At 64.8% G+C, this 15,491-nt stretch carries 16 protein-coding genes; 11 read left to right on the plus strand and 5 right to left on the minus strand.

All coding sequences use genetic code 11. The annotated features are described in order from the left end of the window. Nucleotides 1-3 precede the first annotated feature (3 nt). On the minus strand, nucleotides 4-534 hold the full coding sequence (gene def / locus EJ067_RS16085) for a peptide deformylase (protein ID WP_126086615.1): 531 nt from the start codon (nucleotides 532-534) through the stop codon (nucleotides 4-6). Between the two features lie 103 nt (nucleotides 535-637). Between def and EJ067_RS16090 the strand changes: the two genes are divergently transcribed. Next, a complete protein-coding gene (locus EJ067_RS16090) occupies nucleotides 638-1,888 on the plus strand; it encodes a DNA recombination protein RmuC (RefSeq protein ID WP_126086616.1) in 1,251 nt (416 codons plus the stop codon). A gap of 12 nt (nucleotides 1,889-1,900) precedes the next feature. Here the strand turns inward: EJ067_RS16090 and EJ067_RS16095 are convergent, their stop codons facing one another. Continuing rightward, the gene (locus tag EJ067_RS16095; RefSeq protein WP_126086617.1) at nucleotides 1,901-2,305 is read right to left on the minus strand and encodes a GFA family protein; all 405 of its coding nucleotides are present in this window, start codon (nucleotides 2,303-2,305) and stop codon (nucleotides 1,901-1,903) included. Nucleotides 2,306-2,338: 33 nt separating this feature from the next. Beyond that, nucleotides 2,339-3,298, minus strand: a complete 960-nt coding sequence (locus tag EJ067_RS16100; protein WP_126086618.1) for a cation diffusion facilitator family transporter — start codon at nucleotides 3,296-3,298, stop codon at nucleotides 2,339-2,341. Between the two features lie 255 nt (nucleotides 3,299-3,553). Here EJ067_RS16100 and EJ067_RS35675 point away from each other — a divergent pair, with 255 nt between their 5' ends. Beyond that, nucleotides 3,554-3,679 carry a hypothetical protein gene (locus EJ067_RS35675; RefSeq protein ID WP_082953831.1) on the plus strand — a complete coding sequence of 42 codons (126 nt, stop codon included), beginning with the start codon at nucleotides 3,554-3,556 and terminating at the stop codon, nucleotides 3,677-3,679. 289 nt (nucleotides 3,680-3,968) lie between these two features. Continuing rightward, entirely contained in the window at nucleotides 3,969-4,283 is a 315-nt protein-coding gene (gene sugE / locus EJ067_RS16110; protein WP_126086619.1) for a quaternary ammonium compound efflux SMR transporter SugE, read from the plus strand. A 65-nt stretch (nucleotides 4,284-4,348) separates the two neighbouring features. On the opposite strand, the gene EJ067_RS16115 is transcribed toward sugE, so the two are convergent. After that, nucleotides 4,349-4,777, minus strand: a complete 429-nt coding sequence (locus EJ067_RS16115; protein WP_126086620.1) for a DUF6481 family protein — start codon at nucleotides 4,775-4,777, stop codon at nucleotides 4,349-4,351. A gap of 226 nt (nucleotides 4,778-5,003) precedes the next feature. Here EJ067_RS16115 and EJ067_RS16120 point away from each other — a divergent pair, with 226 nt between their 5' ends. The 5 genes from EJ067_RS16120 to EJ067_RS16140 all read left to right on the plus strand — a co-directional run bounded on the left by EJ067_RS16120 (nucleotide 5,004) and on the right by EJ067_RS16140 (nucleotide 10,141). Beyond that, nucleotides 5,004-6,065 carry an LLM class flavin-dependent oxidoreductase gene (locus EJ067_RS16120; protein ID WP_126086621.1) on the plus strand — a complete coding sequence of 354 codons (1,062 nt, stop codon included), beginning with the start codon at nucleotides 5,004-5,006 and terminating at the stop codon, nucleotides 6,063-6,065. 108 nt (nucleotides 6,066-6,173) lie between these two features. Continuing rightward, nucleotides 6,174-7,340, plus strand: coding sequence for an AI-2E family transporter (locus EJ067_RS16125; RefSeq protein ID WP_126086622.1), 1,167 nt, complete (start codon nucleotides 6,174-6,176; stop codon nucleotides 7,338-7,340). Nucleotides 7,341-7,357: 17 nt separating this feature from the next. Beyond that, nucleotides 7,358-8,272 carry an arylamine N-acetyltransferase gene (locus EJ067_RS16130; RefSeq protein ID WP_245468276.1) on the plus strand — a complete coding sequence of 305 codons (915 nt, stop codon included), beginning with the start codon at nucleotides 7,358-7,360 and terminating at the stop codon, nucleotides 8,270-8,272. 3 nt (nucleotides 8,273-8,275) lie between these two features. After that, entirely contained in the window at nucleotides 8,276-9,274 is a 999-nt protein-coding gene (locus EJ067_RS16135) for an LLM class flavin-dependent oxidoreductase (RefSeq protein ID WP_126086623.1), read from the plus strand. A gap of 72 nt (nucleotides 9,275-9,346) precedes the next feature. Beyond that, nucleotides 9,347-10,141, plus strand: coding sequence for an inositol monophosphatase family protein (locus tag EJ067_RS16140; protein WP_126086624.1), 795 nt, complete (start codon nucleotides 9,347-9,349; stop codon nucleotides 10,139-10,141). A gap of 45 nt (nucleotides 10,142-10,186) precedes the next feature. Here EJ067_RS16140 and EJ067_RS16145 read toward each other — a convergent pair whose 3' ends face one another. Further along, nucleotides 10,187-10,807, minus strand: coding sequence for a L,D-transpeptidase (locus EJ067_RS16145; protein ID WP_126086625.1), 621 nt, complete (start codon nucleotides 10,805-10,807; stop codon nucleotides 10,187-10,189). 568 nt (nucleotides 10,808-11,375) lie between these two features. Between EJ067_RS16145 and dnaK the strand changes: the two genes are divergently transcribed. From dnaK to pmtA, 3 genes are all read left to right on the plus strand, one after another. Next, nucleotides 11,376-13,292, plus strand: coding sequence for a molecular chaperone DnaK (dnaK, locus tag EJ067_RS16150; protein WP_126086626.1), 1,917 nt, complete (start codon nucleotides 11,376-11,378; stop codon nucleotides 13,290-13,292). Between the two features lie 221 nt (nucleotides 13,293-13,513). Beyond that, nucleotides 13,514-14,644, plus strand: a complete 1,131-nt coding sequence (gene dnaJ / locus EJ067_RS16155; RefSeq protein WP_126086627.1) for a molecular chaperone DnaJ — start codon at nucleotides 13,514-13,516, stop codon at nucleotides 14,642-14,644. Between the two features lie 113 nt (nucleotides 14,645-14,757). Continuing rightward, nucleotides 14,758-15,363: a phospholipid N-methyltransferase PmtA gene (pmtA, locus tag EJ067_RS16160; RefSeq protein WP_126086628.1), complete on the plus strand. Its 606-nt coding sequence runs from the start codon at nucleotides 14,758-14,760 to the stop codon at nucleotides 15,361-15,363. Nucleotides 15,364-15,491: the final 128 nt, after the last annotated feature.

Genomic DNA, 15,491 nt, shown 5'->3' on the forward strand with positions numbered 1-15,491 from the left:
CCCCTATCCCACCATCTTGCCCGGCGCCTTGTCCTTGGCGAGCTTCTTGAACTTCCTCACCACCATGTCGCGCTTCAGCTTCGAGATGTGGTCGATGAACAGCACGCCGTTGAGGTGGTCGATCTCGTGCTGCAGACAGGTCGCCATCAGGCCCTCGGCGTCAATCTCCTGCAGCTTGCCGTCGCGGTCGAGATATTTCACCCGCACCGCGGCGGGACGCTCGACCTCGGCATAGTAGTCGGGGATCGACAGGCAGCCTTCCTCATAGACCGAGCGCTGGTCGGAGCTTTCGAGGATCTCCGGATTGATGAAGACATGCGGCGCCGGCTCCTCGCCTTCCTTGGCAAGGTCGATGACCAGCAGGCGCCGCGGCTCGCCGACCTGGATCGCCGCCAGCCCGATGCCCGGCGCGTCATACATGGTTTCCAGCATGTCGTCGGCGAGCTTGCGCAAATCGCCGTCGACGCGCTCCACCGGCTTGGAAACCTGGCGCAGGATGGGATCGGGAAGAATGATGAGCGGCTTGATCGACATGGCGTCTCACCTAAGACGTCGCAGGAAAAGCGTCAACCGGGACATCATCCGCCTGTTCACGTTTTGATCTGTGCCGGCGGGCCGAATCGGTTATGCTGCCGACATGAACGACATGACCTCCATCCTTTCGCAACCGGTCGCGCGGCTCGGCGCCACCACGATCACGCTCGGCGAGGCGCTCGGCTTCGGCGGGCTTCTGCTGCTGGCGTTTTTCCTGGCGCTCGTCATAGCGCTGTGGCGCGCTGCCGGGGCACGCGCGGTTGCCGCGGCCGAAGCGGCCGATCATGCCCGCGATACCGAGGCGCGGATGGCGGACATCCTGCAGGCGCAGGCCGAGATGCAGGGCCGCATGGGCGCGATCGCCGAAGTGTTCGGCGCCAGGCAGGCCGAGCTCACCCAATCGCTCGGACAGCGGCTCGACGCCATGACCGGCCGCCTCGGCCAGACCATGGCCGAGCAGACCAAATCGACGCATGAGAGCCTGGCCAAATTGCAAGAGCGGCTGGCGGTGATCGACACCGCGCAAGGCAACATCCAGTCTTTAGCCGGCCAGGTCGTGCAGCTGCAGGCGATCCTTTCCAACAAGCAGACGCGCGGCGCCTTCGGCCAGTCGCGCATGGAGGCGATCGTCGCCGACGGGCTGCCGCACGGCGCCTACGAGTTTCAGGCGGGCCTGTCGAACGGCAGCCGGCCGGACTGCCTGGTGCGGATGCCGAACGGTGCGCCGATGCTTGCCATCGACGCCAAGTTTCCGCTGGAAGCCTGGAACGCCATCCGCGCCGCCGAGAGCCCCGACCTCAAGAAGGTCGCCGCGCAGGCGTTCCGGCGCGATATCGAGGTGCATATCCGCGATATCGCCGAAAAATACCTGATCCAGGGCGAGACGCAGGACACCGCCTTCATGTTCGTGCCGTCGGAATCGGTGTTCGCCGAGATCCACGAGAATTTCGAGGCCGTGGTGCAGAAGGCGCACCGCGCCCGCGTCGTCATCGTCTCGCCGTCGCTCTTGATGCTGTCGATCCAGGTGATCCAGGCAATCCTGAAAGACGCGCGCATGCGCGAGCAGGCGCATCTGATCCAGGGCGAGGTCATCCGCCTGATGGAGGACGTGGCGCGCGTCGACGAGCGCGTGCGCCGGCTGCAGACGCATTTCGGCCAGGCAAGCAAGGACATAGACGACATCCTCGTTTCGACGTCGAAAGTGACCAAGCGCGGCCAGAAGATCGAAGCGCTGGAGTTCGCCGAAGGGGAAACCGAGCCGCCGCGCGGTCCGGCCAAGGTGGAGGCCGGCGCGCGCGTGGCCGATTCCAAGACCGGCCAGCTCAGGTTGCGCGTCGTCGAAGGCGACGACTGAGCCGCCAAACGACTACTGCTCGTCGACCACCCTGGTGCCCTCGAACTCGGGCAGCCAGTGCAGAGCCGAGCGATGCCAGTATTGCGTCCTCGGCACCAGCTGATCGCGCTGGCGCGCCGTGCCGGTCCTGATGCCGTAGACCTTCGGGCCGTCGGCGACGGAGGTGGCGTAAAGATGCGAGCCGCACTCGCCGCAGAAGCCCTGCGCCCGCTTGGCGCCGGTCGTCCCGGTCTTGATGTAGACCTTGGGCTCGCCCTTGGTGATGCGGTAATCCTCCTCCGGCACCCGCACGGTAACGCGAAACGCGGTGCCGGTCAGTTGCTGGCAGTCCGTGCAGTGGCAGATCGAGGTCTTTTCCGGGTCGACCTCCGCCTCATAGGTGATGGCGCCGCAGTGGCATCCGCCGTCGATTTTCATCGGGCTTGCTCCTAAAAATTGCTTCGCTCAAACCTAGTCTTCTTCGGAGGCTTCGGCGATAGCCTTGCGCCTGCGCTCCCATGTGCCAGTCGCCTGCGGCTTGACGAACAGCCTGGTGATTTCGGGCATGTCGGTTTTCAGCCGCGCTTCCAGGCGTTCAACGCAGGCTTCGATCTCCGGCGCGGTGAGATGGTCCTCGAATTCGATGCTCAGGCCGGCGACGATTTCCTCCGGGCCGATATGGACACTCAGGATCCCGTTCGCCCGCTGCACCGCCGGATCATCCTCGGCGATCGCCAGGACCTTGCGCTGCACCTCGGGGGAGGCGGGCTCGCCCATGAGCAGCCCCTTGCTCTCGCGTGCCAGAAAGGCCGCGGTCGCGCCAAGGATGATCGCGATGCCGATCGAGCCGACGCCGTCGAGCTCCGGGATTTCCAGCAGTCCGGACGCCAGGATGCCGGCGAAGGCGACGATCAGGCCGAGCAGTGCCGCGCTGTCCTCGAACAGCACTGTGTAGACGCTGGGGTCCTTGCTGTGGCGCACCGCCTGGAACCAGCCCTGACTGCCCTTCTCCTGGCGGAACTCCTTCAGCGCCACCAGCCAGGAACTGCCCTCGAACAGGAAGGACAGGCCAAGCACGATGTAGTTGACCCTGGCGTTGACGATGGGCTCGGGCGCCATGATGTGGACGACGCCTTCATAGAAGGAGACGCCGGCGCCCAGGGCGAAAACCAGCAGCGCGACGATGAAGCTCCAGAAATAGAGCTCCCGGCCATGGCCGAGCGGATGCGCGCGGTCGGCCAGGCGCGCGGCCCGGCGCATGCCGTGAAGCAGAAGCCCGCCATTGCCGGTGTCGACGAGCGAATGCACGCCTTCCGACAGCATCGCCGAAGAACCGGTGAAGAAGGCCGCGGCGAATTTGGTCAGCGCGATCGCGAGATTGCCGGCGAGCGCCGCGTAGATCACCCTTTTCGAGCCGGCATGCCCTGCCATTGATCCTGACCCTCGCCGATCGATTCCAGCTTAGCGGCCAGTTGGCCGAAGCTCTACAGACAATGCGCCAGCCGCTCCAAGGTTCAGGAGCACCGACGCGCATCCCGTCCAACCGCCCGACACCTGTTTCACGGCCGGCGGATCAAGGGAAAACGGTTGACATCCGGGAAGCCGGCTTTCGAGGCGGCAAGCGGCCTCTTGCGGTCGGACGCTTCTCTTGTTTCACTTGGCCGCCCACAATCGGAGGAGCGAATCATGGCGAAAGGTGCGATGAAGGCGGGCAAGGAACCCCGCAAGCCGAAGAAGGACGCGAAGAAACCAGCCGCGGCCCCGGCCCCGAAGGCGCCGCCGGTCAAGGCGATGCGCATCAAGGAGAAGTAAGCCGCCGGCGCGGGCGTGCCGCGCTGAAACTCAAGGCGTCACGCTTTTTTTGTTTTGATGCATGTCGTTCTCCCAAAACCGCTTTGCACTTTTGGGCGACATGCATTGTCCGTCTCGATGCGGATTTGAACCGGCGGCATGCCGAATGCTGCCGGTGTTTTGTTGAACGGGGAGCACGTCTCCCTATATCACCAGCGCGAGGACGACCTCGCTTTCCCGAAAACCGGCTGGGACGACCCGCCTCCCTCAAGCGTCGAGCGATCGATGCCCGATCGACGGAGCGTTTGCGATGTCCTGGATTTTTCTCTTTTTCGCCGGCCTGTTCGAGATCGGCTGGGCGATCGGTCTCAAATATACCGATGGTTTCTCGAAGCCGCTGCCGACCGCGCTCACCGTCGCCTCGATGATCGTCAGCCTTGGCCTGCTCGGCCTGGCGCTGAAGGCGCTGCCTGTGGGCACTGCCTATGCGGTGTGGACGGGGATCGGCACCGTCGGCACCGCCCTGCTCGGCATCTGGCTGCTCGGCGAGCCGGCAACTGCGGCGCGGCTTGCCTGCATCGGCCTGATCGTGTGCGGCATCATCGGGCTGAAGCTCGTCGCCTGAAACGGCACAAACGCGTTCAGGGCCGCCACCGGCGACCCTGATTCATTTTTCGAACGAACTCGAACCTAGCGGGCGGAGAAGCCCGGAGGCGTGCGGCCGACACGCGCCTTGCGGGCGGCGTAGCGCGCATCGCGCTTGGCCTTGCGCTCGGCCTCTTCGGCAAGCACACGGGCGATGCGTTCGGTTTCCTCGGCTTCGCGGATCTTGGCCTCGGCCGCCGCCGCTTCTTCAGCAGCGATACGGTCAGCCTCTGCCGCTGCCTCGCGTTCAGCCTTCTCGGCTGCTTCGCGCGCCAGCTTTTCCTGCTTCAGCCTGGCCTTCTCGGCCTCGCGGATCGCGCGGGCCGCGAGGATCGCCTTGCGTTCCGCCTGACGCGCCAGCACCGCTGGATCATCCGCCGCCGGCTTTGCCTTGAAGCGCTCCAGGAGCGCCTTCTTCGCCTCGTTCGCGGCGTTGCGCCGCTCGAATATGTCTTTTTCCCTGTAGATAGCCAAATCCACTTCCCTGCAGTCAATTCGCGACGCTTACATACGCGCGAAAGCGATGAGTTCAAGCGCCAAAACGGTATGCCAGCCATGAAAATCTGCGCTGTTGCCGCCGGGATACGTCCTATCGCGCGATGCACTGTTCACAAACCGTGCCACTGGCGGCCGACCCGGCCGATCGCTACGTCTTGCGCCAGCAATCAACGCTCAACCAGCGCATCGGGATGCAATCGCCATGGAACTCGGCCTCTACACTTTCGCGGATGTCAGCCCGGAACCGGGCCCGGGCGCCATCGGGCCGCATGAACGGCTGCGCAACCTGATTGAGGAGATCGAGCTGGCCGACCAGGTCGGGCTCGACGTGTTCGGCCTCGGCGAACATCACCGCCCCGACTATGCGGCCTCGGTGCCGGTCGTGGCGCTCGCGGCGGCCGCCGAGCGGACCAGGCGCATCAAGCTCACCAGCGCGGTCACCGTGCTCTCTTCCGACGATCCGGTGCGGGTCTTCCAGCAATTCGCGACCCTCGACCTTCTGTCCGGCGGCCGCGCCGAGATCATGGCCGGGCGCGGCTCCTTCATCGAATCCTTCCCGCTTTTCGGCTACAATCTGGAGGACTATGACGAGCTCTTCGCCGAGAAGCTCGACCTGCTGCTCGCCATCCGCGACCAGGTGAAGGTGACGTGGCAGGGACGCTTGCGCGCGCCGATCAACGGCCGCGGCGTCTATCCGCGCCCCTTCCAGGACAAACTGCCGATCTGGATCGCCATCGGCGGGACGCCGCAGTCCGCCGCCCGCGCCGGCGTGCTCGGCCTGCCGTTGGCGCTTGCCATCATCGGCGGCGAGCCGGCCCGCTTCGCGCCGCTGTTCGACATCTATCGCGAGGCGGCAAGGGGCGCCGGCATCGATCGGGCCGCCCTCGCCACCAGCCTCAATGTGCACGGCTTCATCGCCGAGACGACGGAGAAGGCGGCCGACGATTTCTACGCGCCGCAGGCCGAGGTGATGAACCGCATCGGCCGCGAGCGCGGCTGGGGGCCGACCTCGCGGGCGCATTTCGACCACGCGCGGGGTCTCGGCGGCGCCCTGTTCGTCGGCAGTCCTGAAGCCGTAGCGGAAAAGATCGTCGCCCAGCACAAGATCTTCGGCAACGACCGCTTCCTCCTGCAGATGGCGATCGGCACCATGCCGCACGCCAAGACCATGAAGGCGATCGAGCTCTACGGCACCAAGGTGGCGCCGATCGTGCGGCGCGAGACGGCGAAGGCCGAGCCCGCCGCACCGGCGCCCGCCGCCTGAAGATGCCGGCCCGGCAAGGCTCTATCATCACCGCCGGCTAACGGAACCTTGGCGCGGCGGACACGTTTTTCTCGACGATCGCACCGGTAGCGGTGCTCAAGGGGAACGATGAAAGCCGAGACGACCGCTTCGGGCGCGAGCGTTGCCGAAAGCGTTGAACCACGTGCCGAAGCCCACGCCGAATTGCGACTGATGCGATCGCTGCTGATCGGCATCTTCATCCTCATGACGACCGCGGCGCTCTATTTCGCCCGCGCCTTCTTCATGCCCGTGATCCTCGCCTTCCTGCTGGCGCTGACGCTGACGCCGATCGTGCGCTTCCTGCGCAAGCACGGCGTTCCCGACGTGCTGTCCGCGACGCTGCTGGTGCTGCTCTCGGTCTTCCTTGTGGCCAGCGCCGGCTATCTGCTCAGCGGCCCGGTCATCGATCTCATCAACAACAGCTCGTCCATCGGCCTGCAGCTGACCGACAGGCTGGCGCCGTTCAAGCAACCGCTCGAAAGGGTCATGGACATCTCGCACCAGCTCGAGGCGCTGACCGAGACCGCACAGGAGCCGAACGTGCAAAAGGTGGCGGTGGCGCCATCCGGCATGCTCTCCACGGCCGCCAGCAACATAGTGGGGGCCGGCACCAGCATCACCATCGTCTTCGTGCTGTCGCTGTTCCTGCTCGCCTCGGGCACCTTGTTCTACGAGAAGATCGTTCAGTCCTTCGCCAGTCTCAGCGACAAGAAGCGGGCGCTGCGCGTCGTCTATGACGTCGAGCGCGAGATCTCGCACTATCTGCTCACCGTCGCCCTCATCAATACCGGCCTCGGCACGGTGATCGGGCTCGGCCTGTGGGGGCTCGGCATGCCGAACCCGCTGGTCTGGGGCGCGGCCGCGGCGCTGCTCAATTTCCTGCCCTATGTCGGCGCGCTGATAACCATCCTCCTGGTCACGACCATCGCGCTGATCAGCTTCGATACGATCTCCTACGCGCTGCTGGCGCCCGCCTTCGTCCTGTTGTGCGACCTCGTCGAGGGCCAGTTCGTGACCCCGACGGTGGTCGGCCGGCGGCTCGAGATCAACGCCGTGGCGATCTTCATCGCCATCGCCTTCTGGTCCTGGCTGTGGGGCTTCGTCGGCGCGCTGATGGCGGTGCCGCTGCTGGTCGTCATCAAGGTGTTCTGCGACCATTTCGACGGCCTCAGCCATGTCGGCAACTTCCTCGCCGCGCAACAGACCATCGTCGCCGACGAGGTTGCCGAGAGCAACCACAAGCGCGCCGCGTAAAGCCTGGTCCAATGGCCATGTCCGGCCGCCTGTTTGCGGCGCCCATGGCGAGTGCCTATATCGGCCTGGTCAAGCCGGATTTCCCTCTCATGACCAACGCCTCCTTCGACATCGATGGCTATTTCGCCCGCATTGGCTATCGCGGTCCGACGGATGCTTCGCTGGCAGCGCTGAAGGCGCTGCACCGGCAGCATCCGCAGGCGATCCCGTTCGAGAACGTCGACGCGCTGATGGGCGTTTCGGTCGGGCTCGATCCGGCTTCGCTGCAGGACAAGGTCTTCAGCCAAGGCCGCGGCGGATACTGCTTCGAGCACAATCTGATCTTCATGCATGCGCTCGGAGCGCTGGGTTTCAACGTCAGCGGGCTCGCCGCCCGCGTGCTGTGGGGCCAGCCGGACGATGCCATCACGGCGCGCAGCCACATGCTGTTGCGGGTCGAGCTCGATGGAAAGACATACATTGCCGATGTCGGCTTTGGCGGCCTGACGCTGACGGCGCCGCTGTTGCTCGAGCCGGATCTCGAACAGCAGACCCCGCACGAGGCCTTCCGCATCACCGAGACCGGCGATCATTTTCGCCTGCAGGCCGGCATTGGCGGCGCCAATATGAACAACGATTGGCGCACGCTCTACCGCTTCGACATGCAGCGGACCTACGAGGTCGACTACCAGGTGAGCAGCCATTTCCTGTCGACGCATCCGAGCTCGCATTTCCTGTCGACCCTGGTCGCGGCGCGCGCTTTGCCGGACCGGCGCTATGGGCTGCGCAACAACCGGTTGTCGATCCATCATCTCGGCGGCCGCAGCGAGCAGCGCGAGATCGCCTCGGCGACCGAGCTCGCCGACGTGCTGGAGAGCGAGCTCGCCATCGTCATCCCCAACCGCGCCGCCTTCGAGGCAAGGCTGCGGCAGAAGAACATCGTGGAGACCTGATCAATGACTGCACTTTCGGTTCTCGACCTGTCGCCGATCACGCAAGGCAGCAATGCCTCGCAGTCGCTCGCCAATTCGCTCGACCTTGCCCGCCATGCCGAGCGGCTGGGCTACAAGCGCTATTGGCTCGCCGAGCACCACAACATGCCGGGCATCGCCAGCGCGGCGACTTCCGTCGTCATCGCCCATGTCGCGGGCGGTACCAGAACGATCCGCGTCGGCGCCGGCGGCATCATGCTGCCCAACCACGCGCCGCTGGTGATCGCCGAGCAGTTCGGCACGCTCAACGCCCTTTTCCCGGGCCGCATCGACCTCGGCCTCGGCCGCGCGCCGGGCACCGACATGATGACGGCGCGGGCGCTGCGCCGCAACCTGGAGGCCAGCGACAACTTCCCCCAGGACGTGGTCGAGCTGATGGGCTACTTCCGGCCGGCCGAGGAAGGCCAGCGCATCCGCGCGGTGCCGGGCGAAGGGCAGCACGTGCCGGTCTGGATCCTTGGCTCCAGCCTCTACGGTGCGCAGCTCGCGGCGCTGCTCGGCCTGCCCTATGCCTTCGCCTCGCATTTCGCGCCGGCCGAGCTCGATCACGCGCTGGAGGTCTATCGCACCCGTTTCCAGCCGTCGGCTGAGCTCGACAAGCCCTATGTGATGCTCGGCCTCAACGTCTTTGCGGCGCCCACCGACGCCGAGGCGCGGCTTTTGTTCACCTCCCTGCAGCAGGCCTTCGTCAATCTGCGCAGCGGCCGGCCCGGGCAATTGCCGCCGCCGGTCGAAAACTATGACCGCGATCTCGATCCGGTCGCCAAGACCATGCTTGCCCAGGCGCTGTCCTGCGCCGTCGTCGGCTCGCCGGAGACGGTCCGCCAGGGCATCGATGCTTTCGTGCGTCGTACCGGCGCCGACGAATTGATGGTGACGGCGCAGATGTTCGACCACGCGGCGCGGGTGCGCTCCTTCGAGATCCTGGCGGACGTGCATGGATCGATGTCACAAGCGGCCTGAGCAACTCGATGGCTTTTGCCTGACATACTCGTCTGCTATGGGCAGGCCCCTTCCTCAAGCGCGAGCCTTCCCGTGACCGACGACCTCGACCAGCGCATGCATTTCGCCATCGGCCTCGCGCGCCGGGCCGGCGAGCTTGGGCTGAAATATTTTCGCGACCTCGACAACCTCACAATCGAGAGCAAGGGCCATCAGGACCTGGTCTCCAACGGCGACCGCGAGGTCGAGATGTTCATCCGCGCGGCGATCGCCGAGGCCTATCCCGCCGATGGCATCGTCGGCGAGGAGCATGCGCCGGTGACCGGCAGGACCGGCCATGTCTGGGTGATCGACCCGATCGACGGCACCGCCAATTTCGTGCGCGGCATTCCGGCCTGGTGCGTGGTGATCGCCTGCGCCAGGCATGGCGAGACCGTCGTCGGCGTCATCCATGAGCCTTCGACCGGCGAGACCTTCCATGGCCGCCTCGGCGGCGGCGCCTTCGTCAACGGCCAGCCGATCGAGGCGAGCGGCGCCGCAGCACTTTCCGAAGGCTCGGTCGGAACCGGGCTTTCGAACCGCGCGTCGACCGAACATGTCGCAGCATTGATCAGCATGATCATGGCCGAGGGCGGCGTCTTCTACCGCAACGCGTCCGGAGCGCTGATGCTCGCCTATGCCGCGGCCGGGCGGCTGCTCGGCTATGTCGAGGAGCACATGAATGCCTGGGATTGCCTGGCCGGCATGCTACTGGTGGAGGAGGCGGGCGGCACGGTGCTGAAGCCCGATCCCAAGGCGGTTCTCAGCAATGGAACGCAGGTGATCGCCGGCGGAAAGCTGATCTTTCCGAAGCTGCGCACGCTTTGCACGGAAGCGTTCCGACACTGATCCCCCGGCATCTGCAGGCCGGCATCACCTTGAGCTCAACACACCTCAAATCACGATGACCTTTGTGCCGATTTCAGCCCGGTCATAGAGATCGATGATGTCCTGATTCATGAGGCGGATGCAGCCCGCCGACACGGCTTTGCCGATGGACCACCATTCAGGGCTGCCGTGCAGGCGATATCCGGTGTCACCCTTCTCGTTGAAAAGATAGAGCGCCCGCGCGCCGAGCGGGTTCATAAGTCCGCCTTCCATATGGGCCGGTATGATGTGGCCCCGGTTGCGCTCGCGGACGATCATCTGGGACGGCGCGCTCCAATCCGGCCATTCGCGCTTGCGCGCAACATGAGCAGTGCCATGCCACTCGAAGCCCGCCTTGCCGACGCCGATGCCGTAGCGCATCGCCTGGCCGTCTCCCAGCACGTAATAGAGGAACTTCGCCCCTGTATCGACAATGATGGTGCCGGGCGCCTCGTCGGTCGCATAAGCCACCGTCTGCCGGCGGAGCTTTTGGTCGACCTTGTAGATCGGAACCGGCGGAATGCGGAAACCGGCGTCGGTGAGGCCGCCATAGGCCAGTGAGGAAGTCGGCAAAGCGCCGCCGGTGGTGCAGCCGGACAATGCCAGCATCCCGGCAAGTACCCCCATCAGAACCGATTTCGCGCGCATGATCCAAGCCGGCGCTCGTGCCGGCGATCTGCCGCATCTTGTCCTATTCGTAGTCCCGCCTGCCTCGATTGCCAAGCTTCCATCTTCTCCGACCGGCTGGCCGGCGTTTCCTGCGCAGGGTTGGACCGACCGGACGGGCCCGGCGGCCTTTCCCACAACAGCCAGACGTTTTCGCGTCCGCCGGCAGCCGTCAGATGCATGGCGGCAAAGATGTTTTCAGCCTCATTCGCGACCCAAAGTCACGCCCCCAGGGCACAACTTCCCGCGTCCGACATGCAACCGGCGCATGAGGGCGGCGCCCCGTTTTGGAAAAATCCCGTTTGGACAATGAGATAGGGCAAAAATGGATCGACGCTGGCGTCGAGCGTGCCGGTCCGCTCGCCAAACCCCACCGGACAGTTGACGCCGTGCGCAGAATGCTTGCGCGCCGTGCCGCCTGTTCTTATATACGCGCCAGCCGTCCGGCCTTGAAAATCCGGGACCGTGGCGGAATTTCTTGTGAACAGGGGCTTTCGTCGGAACGCCTTATCAGGGTCCTGAGAGCCTGCTTAGAGGAGAGACTAGAACAATGGCAAAAGTTATCGGTATCGATCTCGGAACAACAAACTCCTGCATCGCCATCATGGACGGCAAGGAGCCCAAGGTTATCGAGAATGCGGAAGGCGCGCGCACGACCCCTTCCATCGTCGCCATCAACAGCGACGGAGAACGCCTCGTCGGCCAGCCGGCCAAACGCCAGGCGGTCACCAATCCTGAAAACACCATCTTCGCGGTCAAGCGCCTGATCGGCCGCCGCTATGACGATCCGGTGACGGAGAAGGACAAGAAGCTTGTCCCCTACAAGATCGTCAAAGGCGACAATGGCGATGCCTGGGTCGAGGCCGGCGGCAAGAAGCTGTCGCCCAGCCAGATCTCGGCCATGATCCTGCAGAAGATGAAGGAAACGGCGGAAGCCTATCTCGGCGAGAAGGTCGAGAAGGCGGTCATCACCGTTCCGGCCTATTTCAACGACGCCCAGCGCCAGGCGACCAAGGACGCCGGCAAGATCGCAGGCCTCGAAGTGCTGCGCATCATCAACGAGCCGACGGCTGCCGCGCTCGCCTATGGCCTGGAGAAGAAGGACGGCAAGACCATCGCCGTCTATGACCTTGGCGGCGGCACGTTCGACATTTCGGTGCTCGAGATCGGCGACGGCGTCTTCGAGGTGAAGTCGACCAACGGCGACACCTTCCTCGGCGGCGAGGACTTCGACATGCGCCTGGTCGAGTACCTGGCGGCCGAGTTCAAGAAGGAGCAGGGCATCGACCTCAAGGCCGACAAGCTTGCGCTGCAGCGCCTGAAGGAAGCGGCGGAAAAGGCCAAGATCGAGCTGTCGTCGACGACGCAGACCGAGATCAACCTGCCCTTCATCACCGCCGACGCCACCGGGCCGAAGCACCTGACGATGAAGCTCACCCGGGCGAAGTTCGAAAGCCTGGTCGAGGATCTCGTGCAGCGCACCATCGACCCCTGCAAGGCGGCGCTCAAGGACGCCGGCCTGAAGGCGGGCGAGATCGACGAGGTGGTGCTGGTCGGCGGCATGACCCGCATGCCCAAGATCCAGGAGATCGTGAAGCAGTTCTTCGGCAAGGACCCGCACAAGGGCGTCAACCCCGATGAGGTCGTGGCGCTCGGCGCCGCCATCCAGGCCGGCGTGCTGCAGGGCGACGTCAAGGATGTGCTGCTGCTCGACGTGACGCCGCTGTCGCTCGGCATCGAGACGCTGGGCGGCGTGTTCACCCGGCTGATCGAGCGCAACACCACGATCCCGACCAAGAAGAGCCAGGTGTTCTCGACGGCCGAGGATTCCCAGTCGGCGGTGACGATCCGCGTCTTCCAGGGCGAGCGCGAGATGGCGGCCGACAACAAGATGCTCGGCCAGTTCGACCTGGTCGGCATCCCGCCGGCTCCGCGCGGCGTGCCGCAGATCGAGGTCACCTTCGACATCGACGCCAACGGCATCGTCAATGTCTCGGCCAAGGACAAGGGCACCGGCAAGGAGCACCAGATCCGCATCCAGGCTTCGGGCGGCCTGTCCGACGCCGACATCGAGAAGATGGTGAAGGACGCCGAGGCCAACGCCGACGCCGACAAGAAGCGCCGCGCGCTCGTCGAGGCCCGCAACCAGGCCGAATCCCTGGTGCACTCGTCCGAGAAGTCGCTCAAGGACTATGGCGACAAGGTCTCGGAGGCCGATCGCACCGCGATCGCCGACGCCATCAGCGCGCTGAGGACCGCCGCCGAGGGCGACGACGTGGCCGATATCGAGGCCAAGTCGCAGTCGCTTGCCGAAGCTTCGATGAAGCTTGGCCAGGCCATGTACGAGGCCTCGCAGAAGGAAGCGGCCGAAGCCGACGCCAAGGCGGACGCCGCCAAGGATTCGGACGTGGTCGACGCCGACTTCGAGGAGATCGACGAAGACGACGAGAAGAAGAAGTCGGCCTGAGCCGGCTGACGGCGAATAATGCGAAAAGCCCGGCGCAAAGCCGGGCTTTTTTGCAACCTTGAAACGAAAAAATGCGAGTCTGACCGAAAAAGTGACGGAAAAACACGGGCCGGGCATGTGCCGGCTCTGGCATCCGGGCAGCATCGCTCCTAAATCGAACAACGTGCCGGCGACGACGCAACAATGCCTGAAGACATTGAGCATCCGGACAGCGGGAAAAAATGAAAGCTGATTTCTACGAAACGCTGGGCGTGCACAAAGGTGCCGACGACAAGGAGCTGAAGAGCGCTTTCCGCAAGCTCGCCATGCAGTTCCATCCCGACCGCAACCCAGGCGACCATGCCTGCGAGCACAAATTCAAGGAAATCAACGAGGCCTACGAGACGCTGAAGGACCCGCAGAAGCGCGCGGCCTATGACCGTTTCGGCCACGCCGCCTTCGAGCAGGGCGGCATGAACGGCGCTGCGCACGGCTTCGGCGCCGGCGGCTTCGCCGACATATTCGAGGATATTTTCGGCGACATGATGGGCGGCCGCCAGCGCCGCTCTTCCGGCGGCCGCGAGCGCGGCGCCGACCTGCGCTACAACATGGAAATCTCGCTGGAAGAGGCATTCTCCGGCAAGACGGCGCAGATCCGGGTGCCTGCCTCCATCTCCTGCTCGGAATGCTCGGGCAGCGGCGCCAAGCCCGGCACGCAGCCCGTCACCTGCGCCATGTGCCACGGCCACGGCAAGGTGCGGGCAACGCAGGGCTTCTTCTCGATCGAGCGCACCTGCCCGCAATGCCAGGGCCGCGGCCAGACGATCAAGGACCCTTGCCCGAAATGCGCCGGCCAGGGCCGCGTCACCGAGGAGCGTTCGCTGTCGGTCAACATCCCGGCCGGCATCGAGGACGGCACCCGCATCCGGCTTGCCAATGAGGGTGAGGCCGGCCTGCGCGGCGGCCCTTCGGGCGACCTCTACATCTTCCTCGCGGTCAAGCCGCATGAATTCTTCCAGCGCGACGGCGCCGACCTCTACTGCAAGGTGCCGATCTCGATGACGACCGCCGCCCTCGGCGGCTCGTTCGAGGTCACCACGCTCGACGGCTCGCAGACCAAGGTGAAGGTGCCGGAAGGCACCCAGAACGGCCGCCAGTTCCGGCTGAAGGGCAAGGGCATGCCGGTGCTGCGGCAGGCCAATGTCGGCGACCTCTACATCCAGACGGCGGTCGAGACGCCGCAGAACCTGTCGCGCCGGCAGCGCGAGCTGCTGGAAGAGTTCGAGCAGCTCTCCTCGAAGGACAACTCGCCCCAGTCGAGCGGCTTCTTCGCCCGCATGAAGGACTTTTTCGAGTCCTTCGGCGAGCACTGATCCTTATCCGGCAACATTCCCGAGCGTCATCAACACCTTATGCCAGGTTGACGCCTTGCCTTGTTCCACCTAGCTGATAAGTAGCGGTTCGGGGAGCATTGAGGAGAGCTCACATGGCACGTGGTCCCGGATTGCGCAAAGCGCTGGCGCAAAAATTCGACGACGAGCTGAAGTTCTTCAAAGGCTGGATCGACAAGCCGAAAGCGGTCGGCTCGATCGTTCCCACCAGCTCCATCACCGCCCGCAAGATGGCCTCGATCGTCAATCCGAAATCGGGCCTGCCGGTGCTCGAGATCGGCCCAGGCACCGGCGTCATCACCCGCGCCATCCTGGCGCAGGGCGTGAAGCCGGAAAACCTCTATGCGATCGAATACTCGACCGACTTCGTGCGTCACCTGCGCCGGCTCTATCCCGGCGTCAACGTCATCGAGGGCGACGCCTTCAATCTCAATGCCACGCTCGGCGACAAGCGCGACATGATGTTCGATTCGGTCGTCTCCGGCGTGCCGCTGCTCAACTTCCCGGTCGCCCAGCGCGTCGCCTATGTCGAAAGCCTGCTAGACCGCATCCCCGCCGGCCGGCCGATCGTGCAGCTGACCTACGGCCCGATGTCGCCGATCCCGCCCGGCCGCGGCAACTACACGGTCAAGCATTTCGACTTCATCATCCGCAACATCCCGCCGACGCAGCTGTGGATCTACCGGCGCAAGGCGCACTAGGAGAAGGGAATAGGGGAGTAGGAAATAGTCCGGAATTGGAGCCATTCTTTCCTCTGCCCTACTCCCCTACTCCCTTACTCCCTCCCCCCGTTGATTTGAATGCCCCTTGGCTGTACCTGTCCGGGAAC

The sequence above is a fragment of the Mesorhizobium sp. M1D.F.Ca.ET.043.01.1.1 genome (assembly GCF_003952385.1).
Lineage (GTDB): Bacteria > Pseudomonadota > Alphaproteobacteria > Rhizobiales > Rhizobiaceae > Mesorhizobium.